A 15,456-nucleotide genomic window follows, 5' to 3' on the forward strand; every position below is an offset into this window, starting at 1 on the left:
ACCTAGTTGCCCAGCGTCGTCAGATCCGGGTAGTTCGAGACCTCCCAGCCGCCGTCGACGACGAGACTGGTTCCGGTGATGTACGAGGCGTCGTCGCTGGCGAGATAGAGGCAGGGGCCCGCGATCTCGTCGGGAGTTGCCGCTCGGGACATGGGGATTCGGCTGAGAAACATGTCGCGGGCGGGTTCGTAGTTCATGACCGGCGCGACCAGTGGCGTGTCGACCAGGCCGGGTAGAACGGCATTGACCCGGATCCCCGACGCAGCGAGTTCGATCGCGGCATTCTTGCTGAACATCTCGACCCCGGCTTTGCCTGTCGCGTACGCGCTCCCGTAGGGGCTCGGCACGTGCGCGTTCAATGAGGACACGTTGACTATCGCACCACCGCGACCGTGCTCTCGGATATGCCGCGCTTCATGTTTGGTGCAGAGGAAGACGCCCTTCTGCACCAGGTCGATGGTGAAGTCCCAGTCGGCCTCGTCGAGGTCGACGATCTGCCCCACCCTCGACGCTCCGGCAACGTTGAAAGCCAGATCGATACCGCCGAATTCCGCAGCCGCAGCGGCAATAGCCTCGGCAACATCGGATTCCTTGGTGACGTCAGCGGGAACGGCGAGGAAAGACGCGCCGTGCTGGGAGGCTATCTCCTTCAAACCCTCTGCATCGATGTCTATTCCGGCTACCTGTGCGCCTTCGCCGATAAGTCGTAGTGCGATGGCTGCACCGATACCTGATGCTGCGCCGGTGACAACCGCGGTTTTGCCGGCAAATCTGGACGTGTTAATGGGCACCTGCTTTCAAGAACTTTCCGGTTCGGCGGTTGCCGAGAACGGGTGCTGCTTCTCCGTCGCCGAAGACGTACTCGCCGCCGACGAACACTGCGGTGACGGTCTGATCATTGCGATTGACCATGCGGGAGAGGTTGTCGTACTCCGCGACCGGACTTTCGGCGTACGCCTCGAGTGAATCGTCGAGATGGGCGGGATCGATCACAACCAGGTCGGCGCGGTCACCTAATCGAAGGTGCCCGGCATCGACGTCGTACCACTCGGCCAGTTCGCCGGTGAGGCGATGCACCGCTGCCTCGACGGTCATGAAGGGACGGCCGACCTTTTGGGCATCGTAGACACGTCGTAGCAGTCGTAAGCCGAAGTTGTAGAACGCCATGTTGCGCAAATGCGCTCCGGCGTCGGAGAACCCGAGTTGGACGCCGTTGTCCTGGGCGAACTTGTCCAGAATCTCCGGTCGGTGGTTCGAGATGGTTGTGCGCCAACGCACTTTCGTGCCGTGTTCGAGGACCAGATCCAGGAATGCATCGACAGGGTGGAGGCCGCCTCGTTCGACGCCGACCTGCCCGAAGCTCTTGCCGACAAGGGATTCGTCGGGGCAGGAGACGATTTCGGCGTCGAAGAAGTCGCGGTGCCAGACTTTGACGCCGAATTTTTGATCGTAGTCCTTGCGGAATTGCCGACGGTACTTCTCGCTCTGCATCAGAACGTTGCGTTCCATCTCGTCGGTCAGATGCAGTGCTGCAGCGCCGGATCCGAACTCCTCGAAGACAACCAGGTCGATGCCGTCGGCATATACCTCGAAGGGAACTGGCAGGTGCTGCCAGCGCAGGTCGCCGCCGAGTCGATTGACCAAGTGTGCCAGTGGGCCGAGGATCACCACGGCCAACTTGTTGGACTTGATGTCGGCCGCCGAAAGCATGCTCGTCTTGAGTCGCCTACGCCAGATACCCGCACTGGAGAACGCCATCGCTCCGGTACTCATCGGGTTGGAGAGGTCAGGTCCGGCCTGAAATACCCGTCCTCGGCGGCGCAGGATCGCATTGAGTCGGCGTCGTTCTTTCGTGGTTGCATACGTCGACGGCAGCGTGCGTGAGCGGCAGGTCTCACCGTCGAGTTTGTCGAACAACAATTGCTGACTGGACATCCCGACGAATCCTGCGTCGAGAGCTTCGGTCAACTGTGCTTCCATCGACGCGAGTTCGGTGTCGGTGGGGTGCACGCCCTTCCGGGTAGCACGATCCAGTCCCATCTCGGCGGCTCGCATGTCGGAGTGTCCGATGAAGGCTGCAATGTTGGGACCTAGCGGAAGCGCCTCGAGTGCAGCAACATACTCTCTCGCGGAGTTCCAGGTCTTGGCCCGCGTGAGTGATTCGACGACGTGCTTGCGTGGGATAGCTTCGACGCGGCCGAAAAGGTCGCCGGCGTCCGACGGGCTGGCGTGAATGGTGGACAGGGAACACGATCCGACAAAGATCGACGTGACCCCGTGTCTGAGAGATTCGCTCAGCGCCGGGCCTTCGAGGATCTCGACGTCGTAGTGAGTGTGGATGTCCACGATGCCCGGGATCACCCACTTGCGCCGCGCGTCGATGACACGGGGACAGTCGGTTTCGTCGAGTGGATCGAGGGAGATGGCAGTGACCAGCCCGCCTCTGATACCCAGATTGCGGACAGCTGGTTTCGCCCCGGTGCCGTCGAACCACAGACCGTTGTTGATCACGGCGTCGTAGGTCATGAGATAGCCACCTTTGCGCGTATCGTCTTCCCGGTTGCATTGCGAGGCAGAGGAGTTGTGCTCAGTTTCCACTTCACCGGCACCTTGAAGTAGGCCAGTCGTTCGGCGACATAGTCGCGTAGTTCTTCTTCGGTCGCCGCTCCCTCGCTGCGAAGAACCACAACGGCCGCCACTTCTTGGCCGAGGTCTGCCGAATCAATGCCGATCACAGCGCATTCGAGTACCGCGGGATGCTCGTCGATGCACTGCTCGATTTCGAGAGGGTAGACGTTCTCGCCGCCGCGCAGGATCAGATCGGACCGGCGGCCCGTCAGGCGGAGTCGGCCGTCTTCGAGAACTCCGAAGTCGCCGGTTCGGAGCCATCGGTCGGGACCGATGGCGGCAGCAGTTGCAGTCTCGTCGTTCCAGTATCCCGACATCACATACGGACTGCGAGCGCAGATTTCGCCCTCCTCGCCGTCGGGAACCGCAACACCGAATGGATCACGGACCTCCACACTCACACCGATGATGGGCCGTCCGAGAGTTCCGGGGAACGCGGCGAGTTCTGGTGGCGTGGCAACCGAAATGCCGGTGGAGGATTCGGTGAGCCCGTAACTGTCGACCAAGGTGTGCTGCGCAAAAGGCAGTCGTGCGCGCAGGCGGTCTTGCAAAGCCGGAGATGACGGCGCAGACGCGAGTGCAAAGGCGCTCAGTGAGGTCAGGTCGTACTTCTCGAGACTGCCATGTTCGAGGAGACGGGTTGCCATGGTGGGGACAACCGCCCAGTTGGTGACCTTCTCGCGTTCGACAAGGGAAAGGACTTCGTCGACGTCGAAGGCGCCCTGATGGATGACCACGGCTCCGCCCGTCGCGAGTCGTGGGATCGCCAGGTTATGCAGGCTTGCAATGTGAAACAGCGGCGCGGTCAGCAGATACCGCAAGTCACTGGGCCGGCCGTCACTGGGTCGGCCGGTGAACGCCGCAGCGAGGCGATCGCTGTAGCGGTGGTAGTCGATGACGGCCAACACGTTTCGATGAGTGTGAACAGCTCCCTTGGGGCGGCCGCTGGTTCCGCTCGTGTAAAGAATGACGGCCGGATCGTCCTCGTCGACGGACGTGCGGGGCAGTGCAGAACCCGAATACTTCTCAATCAAGGCCGGTAGATCTTCTTCCATCGTGAGCACGGGAACATCGGTGTTCACTTCGGAAAGAACTTGTGCGCGTTTGGCGTCGGCGATCACCACGGTGGGAGTGGTGTGATCGATGCCGTATTGCACTTCACGGGCCACCCACCACGAGTTGAACCCGACGGCGATGGCGCCAAGCGACTGAGCCGCCCAGAAGGTCATCACCCATTCCGGCGTATTGGCGGCGAGGATGCCCACCCGATCGCCCTTGCGAACGCCGTAACGCTCGCGCAGCGCAGTGGCCAATGCTGCTACGGCCTCGCCGTGCTCGAGGTAGCTGAAGCGTCGGTCCTTGGTCACCAGGTAGTCGCGTGATCCGTAATCGAAGGATGCAGCGAGCACGTCGCCGAGTGCCTTGTCACGGTTCTTCATGACGGGCATCGAGCTGCCGAGTACATCCTCGACTTGCATCTCGAAAGGACCACCAGGGCCGGTCAGCCCAGCCATGACGGACGCGATGAATGCTTGTGTATCAGCGGAAGTAGTCACGTGAAGTGCCTTTCGAAGATTAGGGTACGAGCACTGCGCGTCCGGTGACCTTGCCGTGTTCGAGACGGTCGAGTGCGTCGCGGGCATCAGCGAGGTCGAAGCGGGCTACTTCTACCGTTACCAGACCGGCCTGTGCCAGGGCGATGGAATCGACGAGGTCGTTTCTGGTGCCGCCATAGGACTTCCGGATCGATGCGCCCCACGGCCAGCCCGGTCCGCCGGCAGCTTCGGCTGTGATTCCCGGGTTTCCGCCTCCGAGACCCACCATGCGATACGCGCCGTTCGGCGCAACCGCTTGAACGGACATCTGTGCAGTTGCGTCGATACCGACGAAGTCGAAGATGACTTCTGCGCCTCTGGCCGACGTGAGGTCGAGGATGTGCTGCGCGGTGTCCGGTCCCGATTCGAGCGTGATGTCGGCGCCGCAACGTTTGGCGAGATCGAGTTGATCCTGTCCGACATCGACGGCGATGATGCGCACGGCACTGATTGCGCGAAGTATCTGTACTGCAACGTGACCGAGTCCGCCGACGCCGATCACGACGGCGGTGGCACCGGGCTGGAGATGTTCGCGTGCGCCGCGAATGGCGTGGTAGCTCGTCAGTGCTGCATCGGCGAGCGGTGCGGCCTGCAGGAAGTCGAGGTCTCCGATGGGTACGAATGAGCGAGCCGGGATCTTGACGTACTCGGCCATCCCGCCTTCGGGACCGAGCCCGGGGCAGGGCGGCATCGCGGTGCGCCCAGCGGCGAGGCACATGTTCTCGTTGCCGCTCATGCATTCTCGGCACTGTCCACAGGACCAGCACAGGTAGACGACGCCACGCTCTCCGACGGAACGGCCGTCGACGCCACTCCCGACGGCTTCGATCGTTCCGGCAATTTCGTGGCCGATGGTCAGCGGTTCTTCGCGCATCTTGTACGGAAAGTGCAGGAGATGCAGATCGGAGTGGCAGATTCCCGCTGCGCCCACCCGAATCAGCAGTTCCGATGGGCTGATCTCGGGGATCGGCACGTCGTTGATCTCGAGGAGACCAGGCCCCATGAGCTGAGCTGCCTTCATGAACTGACCTCGCTGATCTCGGAGTTGTACGCAGCGCTCAGATAGGCGTTGCTGCGGTCGGACCCGATCAGACCGGGTGCCATCTTGTTCATGACGTAGGCGAAAGTCATCCGGCGGTCCAGATCGTTGACCAGCATCGAGCCGCCGATACCGGCCCACCAGCAGGCGCGTCCGTCGGGAACCAGGGGTGCGGTATCCGGGTGCGGCAGTCCGTATCCGATGCCGAACTTGAGCGGAGTCATGATCCCGAGGTCGATACCGTCGGCTTGGATCTCGAAGATCAGGTCGATGGTGCTCTGCGAGAGCAGCTTCTGGCCGTCGAGCACACCACCGTTCGAGATCACGGATTGGATCCGAGCGATAGAACGTGCGTTGCCGTGGCCGTTGACTGCGCCGATCTCGGCCTCCCGCCAGGGCGCGGTGTTGACCTCGGGGTAGTCGAGCAGTGGGCAGGTCAGGGTCTTGATGAAGATGCTGTCCTGGTCGAGCGTGGACAGGTCGAACTCCAACGCGGGCGGCGGAACCATGGTGGCTATTCGACCGAAATGCTCTGCGGACGTGCCGATGTGGAAGTCGGCTCCCAGTGGACCGGCAAGCTCTTCGGCAAAGAACCTGCCGAGGGTCCGACCGTCGATGCGACGAATGACTTCACCGACGAGATGGCCGTAGTTGATCGCGTGATAGCCCGACGCCGTACCCGGGGTCCACCAAGGCTTCTGGGTAGCGAGGCGAGCGGTGGACGTCTCGAGGTCGTAGATGTCCGTCAGTTCGATCGGGCGCTCCCAACCGGAGACGCCAGACGTATGCGATAGGAGGTGGCGAACTTCGATGTCCTCCTTGCCGTTTACCGCAAATTCGGGCCAGTAGTGAGCAACCTTCTGGTACACGTCCAATTGGCCGCGTTCGACCAGCAGGAGCGCACACAGAGCCGTCATGGTCTTGGTGATGGAGAAGGTGTTGACGATGGTGTCCGGACCCCAAGGAGTGGTACGGGATTCGTCGGCGTATCCGCCCCAGATGTCTACTACTGCTTCTCCGTCGACGGTGATGGCGATGGAGCCACCCAACTCCTCACCGGATTCGAGTTGCGCCTCGAAGGCGGTGCGGACGGCTTCGAACTCGTTGTTGCAGTGACCGTTCACCGTGCTCATGCGCGATCCGCCTTCTCGAGTTCGTGTGCGGCTGCACGCGCCGCGACAGGTAGCTTGTTTCCCGAGGCCGCGGCACGCTTGGTGCCCTTGGCAATTTCCTTGTTCATGTTGCGGACGTACGGGTCGAACTCGAGCTGAATGGTGTGGCGCGGTGACTTGTAATAGGGGGCGAGGAAGTACGCCTCGTCGGCCTTGGTGATCTCCTGCATCTCGTTCGCGGACGGCAGTTGGTATTTCCCGGTGAGGTAGGCCGCGACGAGCTTGCTCTGCTGCTCGGCGAAGTTGACGAGCGTCGGCATGGGCTGAGCGAGTCCCATGAAGAAGAGGTTGTCGATTCCGGGCTTCATCATGCGTTTAAAGAGTGGGAATCGGTTGTCTTTGTCCGGCAGCAGGTTCGGGTCGTCGAAGAAGGGGAAGCTGATGTTGTAGCCGGTGGCGCAGACGACCACGTCGACGTCCTCGGCGGTGCCGTCGGCGAAATGAACCTGCTTTCCGTCGAGTTTGGTGATCGCCGGCTTGAAGGTGATGTCGCCGGACCCGGCGCGTCCCAAGAACTCGCCACTGGCTGACGGATGTGCCTCGAAGGGGCGGTGATCTGGCTTGGGTAGTCCGTAGCCCTCCATGGTTCCCAGGTTCTTGCCGAGGAATCGACGACTCAGGAACAGGCGCAGCCCCCGAGGCATCCAGGGCGGGGTGATCAGTTTGTCTCCCGGCACGCCGCCCAGGTATTTCGGCAACACCCACACGCCGCGGCGCGCCGAGACGATGAGCTTGTCGGCGAGGTATCTCTGCCCCAGTTCGGAAGCAATGTCCAAGCCGGAGTTCCCCATTCCGACCACGACTACTTTCTTGCCGCGCATGTCGATCGGATCGAACGGGTCGTTGTAGCTGTGGCTGTGCATGAGGACGCCGTCGAACTCGCCTGGGTAATCCGGGATGTTGGGATCCCAGTGGTGACCATTGCAGACCATCAGGACGTCGTAGGTACGGACTTCGCCGTCCGAGCGCGTGATCGTCCACAGTCCGTTTGCATCACGCTCTGCGGCAACAACACTGGTGTTGAAGATGATCGACTCACGCAGGCCGAAATGCTCGACGTAGTCCTTGAAGTACTGGAAGAGTTCGGAATGGTGGGGGAAATCGGGAAGGTCGGCAGAGACCGGGAAGTCCTCGAATGCCAAGCGCCACTTCGACGTGTCGATATGCAGGCTCTGGTAGCAGGCCGACATTCCGTTGGGGTTCTTGTAGTACCAGTTTCCGCCGACCTCGTCGGACGCTTCGTAGCAGTCGAAGGGTATTCCGAATTCCTTCATTCGCTTGGCCGTCGTGATTCCGGTAGGCCCGGCGCCGATGATGCAGACGCTCGGCAAGGGGGAGGGGCTCATTCGCCATCGCTTTCTGTTCTGTCTCGGGCGTGCGCGAAGAAGAATCGAAGCCCGAGAAGTGACTTGAGTCATAGTGCGCCATTCGCTGACGATGTGTCAATGAATGACGCAATGTTTTTTGATGACGGTGAGTCGGTGATTTGCCAGGAAGTCGAAATGCGAGCAAGGTGGGCGACGTGAGCACGACTACCGATGGCCCGAAGAACAGGCGGGGAACACTTCGCGACGAGCAGAAACGCGCGACGCGGGCCAAACTCGTGGACGCCGCACGCACTCTGTTCGAGGAACGGGGATACGCGGCTGTCACGGTCGACGACATCTCCTCGGTCGTCGGATGCAGTAGAGCCACGTTCTACGTGCATTTCGCCAGCAAGGTGGAGATGCTCAAGACGATCGGCGCGGCCGGGATGGCGGCGAGTGCGTTCGCTTTCTACATCGATCTCGATCGGGTCCTCGACACGAACTCTCGCGTGGAGTTCACCGCATGGCTGGAACGTGCCTTCGACTGGTTCGACGAGAACAAGCGCCTGCTGCCGGCGTGGGACGAGGCCGTGGCACTCGAACCGGAGTTCCGCGAGACAGCGCGAGACGGTATGACCGAACTACCGAATGCCATGCCCAAGTATCTGGGTCGGTGGCCGGTGGAACAGCATGACGAGGCGAGGTTGCGCGTCGAATTGCTCGTGAGCCAGCTGGAGCGATTCTTCACACGCTGGGCCGTGCAGGGGACGATCGATGTGACTCGGATGCAGGCGGCCGAGGTTCTGACCGACATCTGGTTCCCGGCCCTGTCGCCGGAATCCAAGGGCGGCGACGAGCGGTAGGGGCTAGCTCGGATCGATCTCCACGCTGATCGCACCGATGAGGAGTTCTCTTGCTCGTTCGATGGAAATCGAGCCGCTCAGCCAGCGTTCACTCAGGCCTTCGACCAGTGCAGTGAGTCGTTCGGCGGCGTCGGCCGGGCTTGCCTTCGGATCAGCGAGGCCGACGTCCTGAGCTTGCCGGATCAAGGATTCGACGTCGTCTGCCCATTTCTGCGTTGTGGTACGTAGTGATTCGCGTAGCTCGTCTGCGAAGACGGCGCTTGCCCGAAGTTCGCCCCATGCAATGCTGTTTTCGCGAATCTTCGGCGAGTTCTGAAACTCCAGCAGGAGCATCTGGTCGAGCTGCGCGCGCGGGTCTGTTTCCGTGAAGGCATCCTCGGTGTACAGCGCGGCGCGATCGTTGATGTGATCGAGGGCCCGGCGCAGCACACCGGCGCGGTTCTGGAAGTGGTAGTAGATCAGCGCGGTCGACACCCCCGCCTCGGCGGCGAGCGTTTCCACTCTCAGCCCGCGCACGCCGTGCTGGGCGATGACGCGGACTGCCGCTTCCAAGATTTCCGTTTGACGGTTCGACACGAGTCCGAATTCTACGAGGGTGGTCGGGACGGGCTTCTAGTCCGCAGGTTCCTGCTGGGTGGTGCAGTGAATGCCGCCACCACCGGCGGCAATGGCGTCGATGTTGATCTGCACGACGCGACGGTCGGGGAAGAGGCGCTCCAATTCACTTCTGGCAGCCTGGTCGGCCTCGGGATCACCGAATTCAGGGGCGATGACTGCTCCGTTGCACACGTAAAAGTTGATGTATCCGGCTGCGAAATCATCTGATTCGAACTGCGGCCTGATCGAAACAGGTGCCTCGAGAACAACCACTTCCAGCTTCCGCCCCTGGGCGTCGGTCGCGTTCTCGAGAATCTCGAGGTGGCGTGCGGTCACGTCGTGGTCGAAGGACTCCGGATCCGTGTCGAGGCCTGCGACCACGACGCCTGGTCGCGCGAAGCGGGCGTAGAAGTCCGTGTGGCCGTCCGTGATGTCCTTGCCTGCGGTTCCCGGTAGCCAGATGATCTTGTCGAGGCCGAGCAGGGGACCGAGTTCGGCTTCGACGTCCGACTTCGACCATCCCGGGTTGCGGTTGTTGTTGAGGACGCAGCTTTCGGTGATGATGGCTGTTCCTTCGCCGTCGACCTCGATGCCGCCGCCTTCGAGGATCAGGTCGGTAGGCAATGATTCGACTCCCGCGCGGGCGGCGACAAACGCTGCGACTTGGCCGTCCTGATCAAAATCCTGCTTCTCGCCCCAACCGTTGAAGTTGAAATCGATACCCGCTTTGGTCCCGTTGCCTTTCACGAATACGGGGCCGGTGTCGCGCATCCAGAGGTCGTCGAGAGGGGCGGCGATCAGTTCGACCGATGGGCCGACGAGGGTTCGTGCCAAGTCCAGTTCCTCGGAACGGACAAGCATCGAGACGGGCTCGAACTGCGCGATAGTCTGCGCGATCGTCGCGAGGTTGCGCTGGACCTCGGGCAGGAGGGCGGCTCCCCAGATCGCTTCACTGGCGCCGAACGCCATCCAGGTGCGCTTGTGCGGATCGCCCTCTTCCGGCATCACCCACTCGCGAAGATCGTCGCTGCCATTGCTCCCGCCCGAGGCTGAGTCGGAATCGCCGCAACCTGCCAGGAAGAGGCCACTGAGCGCGGCTGCGCCTGCCTGTATGAACCGACGTCTGTGCATTGCGGTGACTCCTTCTGCTTCTCGCGGGCTCGTGTGGTCTTCGAGAAATCTGTTCATCGCGCGCGAGTGGGGCAACATCCAGCTACTGTTCGATCACACCAGGTGCGTCTGGCGCTCACTTGCTTGCACAGAGACTAGCTCCTGACTGAAAATTTAGTCAAGAAAGTAGTGATCATGAACGATGACATTCGGGATACCCGCCAGCCGATGGTGACTTCGCTTGGCATCATCTTGGGGTTCTTATTGAACTTTTTGGCTCAGTGGGCAATTCGCGACGACGGCAAAGCGCCAGTGGAAACCACGACGGACTGGGTCATCGTGGTCACACTGTTCACAGCCGTCGCTCTGATGCTCATAGTTCTCTTCCGAACGCTGAGTAGCTCGTATGAAGTGGAGCATGCTCGCAAGAGGTACCGCAGTATTCTGCGTCTCTACTTGTTTGCCATCTCGCTGGTTTTTGCCGGAATGGCTGCCGCACTGTTCGTGTAGTGGGAACTGAAGGAATTATCCGACGGAAGGTCACGAGTCGATGAGTCCTTCGACCGTTCCTCGCCATCCGCGGCGCTGGTAGTCCCGGGGCGACATGCCGTGAGCCGCGATGAAGACCTTGGTGAATCCGGACGCGTGCGCGTATCCGAGTCGACGGGCAGTCTCTCCGGCCGCGAGGCCCTCCTCGAGATAAGCGCGGGCGAGGGTCATCCGCAACTGACCGCGCCAGCGCGGGAAGCTCTGGCCGGTGGCCGCTACGAAGTCTTTGAGGAGCATGTCCTCGTCGACGCCGAGCCGAGCGCTCCAATCCGGCAGCGTGCGCGAATCGGCGGGGTTCTCCCGGAGTGCGGCAAGGATCGTTTCGACTGGATCGGCCTGATCGCCGCTGGGGAGGGGTGCTGCCGCGGCACTTCGAATCAGCCTCGCGATCCGGGCGGGGTCGTGGATCTCGGGGCGCAGGTGGGTGTAATTCGCGACCACCGTGTGCAGCAGATACGCCTGCGCTTCGCGCGCGAAGTGCAGCACACGTGGGGGCGGTGCGGCGACGGGAGAGGCACCCGGCTGGGATCCGAGGGGAAGTAACAAAGAGCCTTCAGCGATCTCGACGCTGTTGCGCACTCCAGCGGGAAGCCACATCGCGTCACCCCGTCGCAGATTCCAGGTTCGGTCGCCGAAAGTGACCCGGGCGGAGCCTCGGTAGATCCAGACAACGACGTGAAAGTCGTTGACCCGTGCCCACGTTCCACTTGCGGGGATCGTCGGGGGTGCTGGTGTCGATCCTGACTGGGCGCCTTCTTCGGACAACAATGCAACGCCCTGCGCCAGGGTCTCGTCTTCACGGGGCGGCGTCGGGCGCCGGTTGGCGCGTGCGTAGTCGGTGGGTGTCATGCCGGTTTGTTCTCGGAAGGCGCGGGTGAAGCCCGCGGGTGTCGCGAATCCGACCTGGCTACCCGTCCAGCCGATTTCGCGGCCGGCGGCCAGATATGAGGTCGCTGCCGCGATCCGGGCCGAAGTACGCCAGCGCACGAATGACAATCCCGTTTCCTCGGTGAATCGGCGCTGCAGGGTGCGGACACCGATCTTGAGTTGCTGGGCGAACCGGGAAAGTTCGGTGTCGTCGGATGGTGTCCGAAGCAGCGTGCGTGCGATCTCGAGGGTTTCGGCCGAGCGTGGCAAGCGCGGTGGGGAGTATGACGGGGAGTTGTCGTCCACGTCGGAGTGAACACCCGCGACAAGCTCGATCAGTCCGGCTCCCGCTGCCGTCTCACCCCGAAGAAATCCCAAGTTGTGCGCGAATTGGTGGACGAGCCAGTCCTGCCAGTCTGCTGGGATCTCGAAGTCGATGACCCGGTTCAACGCGGGCGGCAGGTCGGCCGCGGGCAGTGGGATGGGAAATGCGACCGCGCCCGGATCGACCCGGATGCTGTACGCGATTCCCGCCGGTACCCAGATTGCCGCCCCCGCAGTCACACTGCGGGTACGGCCGCTGATCTGCAATTCTGCGCGCCCGGTATGTACCCAGAACAGCAGTGGCTCGCGTTCATTCGCGGTCGAGGCGAGCCGAGCAGCGGGGATCTCGGGGACTTCGCCTGCGGGGAACACCAGCCGTGGTCCCACGATGCCCTCCCGACGTCGATGCATTCTCTTCCAGCCGACCGATGAGTGTAAGAAGTCGGCACGCACGGATAACCCTAACTGATTAGGGCAGGCTAGCTTTATTTATTGGCCCGCCCGTCGTGATCGAACGTGGGCCGGACCCCCGTCTGTGCGCTTCCGAGGAGACTTTCCGTGCCCCGAAACACCCGTCCGACAACGGCGTACCCCGTTACCTTGCGTGAACTCGAGGTACATCGGGTGACAGAGGTGACGCCGGGCATGCGGAGAGTGACGCTCACCGGAGTCCAACTCGACACCTTCACCAACGCCGACGGAATTGCCGAACCCGCCTTCGCGAGTACGGGCTTCGACGACGACATCCGGTTGCTGTTCACCTACCCCGGCGAAACCGACCCGGTCCTGCCGGTAATGGTCGACGGCAGTGTGACTTTCGCTGCGGGGCGCCGTCCGCTTGCCCGCGCATACACCGTGCGCCGCTACGATCCGCAAACAAGGGAACTCGACGTCGATTTCGTCGTTCACGGCGACGGAGTGGCTACCACCTGGGCGCGGGACGCCAGCCCGGGCGACCGAATGCACATCGCGGGCCCCTCTGTATCGCAGGGACTCCCGGAAGATCACGAGTATCTGCTGGCCGTCGGTGACGAGACCGCGTTGCCGGCGATCGCACGTCTGCTCGAGGAATTGCCCGCCGATGCCAGGGGGCATGTGTTCGTCGAAATTGCGGACTCGGCTCACATCCAATCGGTGCGCGAGTTGTCCGGGGTGAGTGTCACGTGGTTGCCGCGCGAGGGGGCCGAGCCCGGCGCCACTACTTTGTTGCTCGACGCGGTCAGTGCTGCCGAATGGCCTGACGGACGCGTATTCGCTTGGCTTGCAGGCGAACAGGCGACGGTTCGCTCGCTTCGTCGTCATTTGATTCGTGATCGAGGAATTGTGAAGACCGACATCGATTTCACCGGCTACTGGAAACGCGGCGGGGCCGTGCGCGCAGATTCCTGACCTGGCTCCATCGCTCACCCAACACCCTTCACCTCAGCAACACCGAAAGTGCTCGATAACACCGAAAGGCAGAAATGACAGTCCTGCGCACCAGACGATCACGGATCACCGGACTGATCGGGGCCGCGCTCGCCGCAGCGCTCCTCGTAACCGGGTGCTCGGCCTCGGCCGAAGACTCGAAAACGGCATCCTCTCCCGGTTCGGAGGGGAACGCCCTGCCCGCTGCGGAAGGAACGACCACCTACCCGCTGACCCTGGAATCGCCATACGGTACAAGTATTCTCGAGAAGCGACCGGAGCGGATCGCCGCCATCGTGCCCAACGCCGTCGACACGGAAATGCTCCTCGCGCTCGGCGTCAAACCTGTCCTCTCCTCGTCGATGGTGAAGGAATCGGCTTCCCAGTCGTACTTGTTGCCTTACGACGCAGAGAATCTCGACACCTTCGAGTTCGCGATGGGCGGAACACTTCCCGTCGAAGCGATCGCCGCGAGCGAACCGGACCTCATCGTCGCCGTCGGCTGGGCTGACGGCCTGGGTGGTTTGTCCATGGGTGATTACTACGAGCGTTTGTCCTCCATCGCACCGGTGGTGACGAGCCCCGACACAAAGTCGCGGATGCTCGTGCCGTGGAAGGAGTCGATCCGTGTTCTGGGCGAGACCCTCGATCTCTCGAATGCGGCTGAAAAGGTTGTGGCAGAGCATGATCAGTACTTCGCCAAAGTGCGTGAGGAAAACCCGCAACTCGCGGGTCTGACTGCGACTTGGGCGATCTTCTACGGCACGGGCAATGGGTTGCAGTATCTTTCAGCGCCAGGTTCGGCGCCGGCAACATTCCTGGGTGAGCTTGGTTTCGCCGAGAATCCGCGTGCGAAGGAGTTCGTCACCCAGAGCACGGTCGGAGAGGAACTTCTCGAGAACATCGATGCGGATTTCCTGCTGATCGGTCGCAGTGCCGCCGGCAGCGAAGAGGATTTCGACAAGCTGACCGGCGGGAAGCTCTTCCAAGCTCTCGGCGCTGTGTCCTCCGGTCATTGGGTTGGCCTGCCTCCTCGCACCGCCGACGGCGGGGATGTTCTGTGGGCAATCACGAGCGGTGGCCCGATCGGAACGACGTGGGCGGCTGAACATATCGTGCCGCTCATCAGCGCGAAGCTGTAGGCGTACAACTGGAGAACGGAAAGCACTCACCCGTCGCCACATGATTGTGTGGCGACGGGTTGTTCGTACAGCAGGTGTCCGGGGTTGGGGCCACCGATGGAACAAAAAAGTCGCGCTACCCGGGGTGATCGGTCCGGCGGTAAAGGTGTGCGATCCCGTTCGCCGTCCGGGCTGCATTGGAGCCGCCGCGTTGTAGCGCTCGGTGGGGTGCGGTGTGCCCAGTCGGAGTGCGGTGGCGCGGTGTGCGACGATCCGCGGGTGGGAGAACAGGCGGATCGTCTTGCTCGTGGCGAGTGGTATCTCGATGATGAAGAGCTGCGGCAGCGGCGGCTGGAGTGTTGGCGTCGACTCGACTCGTTCAATGGGGCTGCGGCGGACGACGATGCTGTCCGCTCACGGGCTCTCGCCAGCCTTTTTGGTGAGGTAGGTGACGGAGCTTTGGTGGTGCCGCGGTTCCAATGCAGCTACGGACACAACATTCGGCTCGGAGCCAACGCATTCGTCAACGCGAACGGGTTCTTCATGGATGATGCGCTGATCACGATCGGTGCGGACGTGAGGATCGGGCCTGGAGCCCAGCTGATGACAGCGTTGCACCCTGTCGATGATCATCGACGGCGCCGCGAGGGATGGGAGCGAGCGGCTCCGATCGTCATCGGCGAGAACACGTGGCTCGGTGCCTCCGTCACCGTCGGTGCAGGAGTTTCGATCGGTCATAACGCCGTGATCGGTGCCGGAAGTGTGGTGTTGCATGACATTCCCGATCACGTCGTTGCTGCTGGATCGCCTGCAAGGGTTGTCCGTCGTACACCTGCCGAAGTAGAAGGACTGCAACGCGAGCACTAGGGCTTGCGAT

The 15,456-nt window shown here is 62.1% G+C and carries 14 protein-coding genes; 5 read left to right on the forward strand and 9 right to left on the reverse strand.

Annotation, left to right across the window (positions count from 1 at the left end; genetic code table 11):
- Positions 1 to 2: 2 nt before the first annotated feature.
- From AC1DVN_RS16010 to AC1DVN_RS16035, 6 genes are read right to left on the reverse strand one after another with little or no spacing between them, the layout of a single operon-like run.
- Entirely contained in the window at positions 3 to 791 is a 789-nt protein-coding gene (locus tag AC1DVN_RS16010; protein ID WP_029256589.1) for an SDR family NAD(P)-dependent oxidoreductase, read from the reverse strand.
- Positions 781 to 2,526, reverse strand: a complete 1,746-nt coding sequence (locus AC1DVN_RS16015) for an N-acyl-D-amino-acid deacylase family protein (protein ID WP_092765491.1) — start codon at positions 2,524 to 2,526, stop codon at positions 781 to 783. Before AC1DVN_RS16015 ends, AC1DVN_RS16010 begins: the two co-directional genes overlap by 11 nt.
- Positions 2,523 to 4,184 carry a steroid-24-oyl-CoA synthetase gene (gene casG, locus AC1DVN_RS16020; RefSeq protein ID WP_092765492.1) on the reverse strand — a complete coding sequence of 554 codons (1,662 nt, stop codon included), beginning with the start codon at positions 4,182 to 4,184 and terminating at the stop codon, positions 2,523 to 2,525. Before casG ends, AC1DVN_RS16015 begins: the two co-directional genes overlap by 4 nt.
- A 19-nt stretch (positions 4,185 to 4,203) precedes the next feature.
- Positions 4,204 to 5,244: an NAD(P)-dependent alcohol dehydrogenase gene (locus AC1DVN_RS16025; protein WP_020909584.1), complete on the reverse strand. Its 1,041-nt coding sequence runs from the start codon at positions 5,242 to 5,244 to the stop codon at positions 4,204 to 4,206.
- Complete coding sequence (locus AC1DVN_RS16030) at positions 5,241 to 6,395, reverse strand: EstA family serine hydrolase (protein WP_019745886.1); 1,155 nt, start codon at positions 6,393 to 6,395, stop codon at positions 5,241 to 5,243. The genes AC1DVN_RS16025 and AC1DVN_RS16030 overlap by 4 nt, the downstream gene beginning before the upstream one ends.
- The gene (locus tag AC1DVN_RS16035; protein WP_175470368.1) at positions 6,392 to 7,780 is read right to left on the reverse strand and encodes a flavin-containing monooxygenase; all 1,389 of its coding nucleotides are present in this window, start codon (positions 7,778 to 7,780) and stop codon (positions 6,392 to 6,394) included. Before AC1DVN_RS16035 ends, AC1DVN_RS16030 begins: the two co-directional genes overlap by 4 nt.
- A 167-nt stretch (positions 7,781 to 7,947) precedes the next feature.
- On the opposite strand from AC1DVN_RS16035, the gene AC1DVN_RS16040 reads away from it, so the two are divergent.
- Positions 7,948 to 8,604 (forward strand): TetR/AcrR family transcriptional regulator, encoded by a 657-nt coding sequence (locus AC1DVN_RS16040; protein WP_021333340.1) that lies wholly within the window; start codon positions 7,948 to 7,950, stop codon positions 8,602 to 8,604.
- A 3-nt stretch (positions 8,605 to 8,607) separates the two neighbouring features.
- Here AC1DVN_RS16040 and AC1DVN_RS16045 read toward each other — a convergent pair whose 3' ends face one another.
- Together AC1DVN_RS16045 and AC1DVN_RS16050 are read right to left on the reverse strand one after the other, a co-directional pair.
- Entirely contained in the window at positions 8,608 to 9,180 is a 573-nt protein-coding gene (locus AC1DVN_RS16045) for a TetR/AcrR family transcriptional regulator (RefSeq protein ID WP_046379538.1), read from the reverse strand.
- A 36-nt stretch (positions 9,181 to 9,216) separates the two neighbouring features.
- Positions 9,217 to 10,332 carry an agmatine deiminase family protein gene (locus AC1DVN_RS16050; RefSeq protein ID WP_092765547.1) on the reverse strand — a complete coding sequence of 372 codons (1,116 nt, stop codon included), beginning with the start codon at positions 10,330 to 10,332 and terminating at the stop codon, positions 9,217 to 9,219.
- 174 nt (positions 10,333 to 10,506) lie between these two features.
- On the opposite strand from AC1DVN_RS16050, the gene AC1DVN_RS16055 reads away from it, so the two are divergent.
- The gene (locus AC1DVN_RS16055) at positions 10,507 to 10,821 is read left to right on the forward strand and encodes a hypothetical protein (RefSeq protein ID WP_042953267.1); all 315 of its coding nucleotides are present in this window, start codon (positions 10,507 to 10,509) and stop codon (positions 10,819 to 10,821) included.
- Between the two features lie 30 nt (positions 10,822 to 10,851).
- Here AC1DVN_RS16055 and AC1DVN_RS16060 read toward each other — a convergent pair whose 3' ends face one another.
- Positions 10,852 to 12,438, reverse strand: a complete 1,587-nt coding sequence (locus AC1DVN_RS16060; protein ID WP_477994024.1) for a helix-turn-helix domain-containing protein — start codon at positions 12,436 to 12,438, stop codon at positions 10,852 to 10,854.
- 171 nt (positions 12,439 to 12,609) lie between these two features.
- Between AC1DVN_RS16060 and AC1DVN_RS16065 the strand changes: the two genes are divergently transcribed.
- The 3 genes from AC1DVN_RS16065 to AC1DVN_RS16075 all read left to right on the forward strand — a co-directional run bounded on the left by AC1DVN_RS16065 (position 12,610) and on the right by AC1DVN_RS16075 (position 15,446).
- Complete coding sequence (locus tag AC1DVN_RS16065) at positions 12,610 to 13,440, forward strand: siderophore-interacting protein (protein ID WP_477994025.1); 831 nt, start codon at positions 12,610 to 12,612, stop codon at positions 13,438 to 13,440.
- A gap of 74 nt (positions 13,441 to 13,514) precedes the next feature.
- Positions 13,515 to 14,600: an ABC transporter substrate-binding protein gene (locus AC1DVN_RS16070; RefSeq protein WP_080910289.1), complete on the forward strand. Its 1,086-nt coding sequence runs from the start codon at positions 13,515 to 13,517 to the stop codon at positions 14,598 to 14,600.
- 258 nt (positions 14,601 to 14,858) lie between these two features.
- Positions 14,859 to 15,446: a sugar O-acetyltransferase gene (locus tag AC1DVN_RS16075; RefSeq protein WP_037120624.1), complete on the forward strand. Its 588-nt coding sequence runs from the start codon at positions 14,859 to 14,861 to the stop codon at positions 15,444 to 15,446.
- Positions 15,447 to 15,456: the final 10 nt, after the last annotated feature.

It is taken from the genome of Rhodococcus sp. P4_E4 (genome assembly GCF_056401575.1).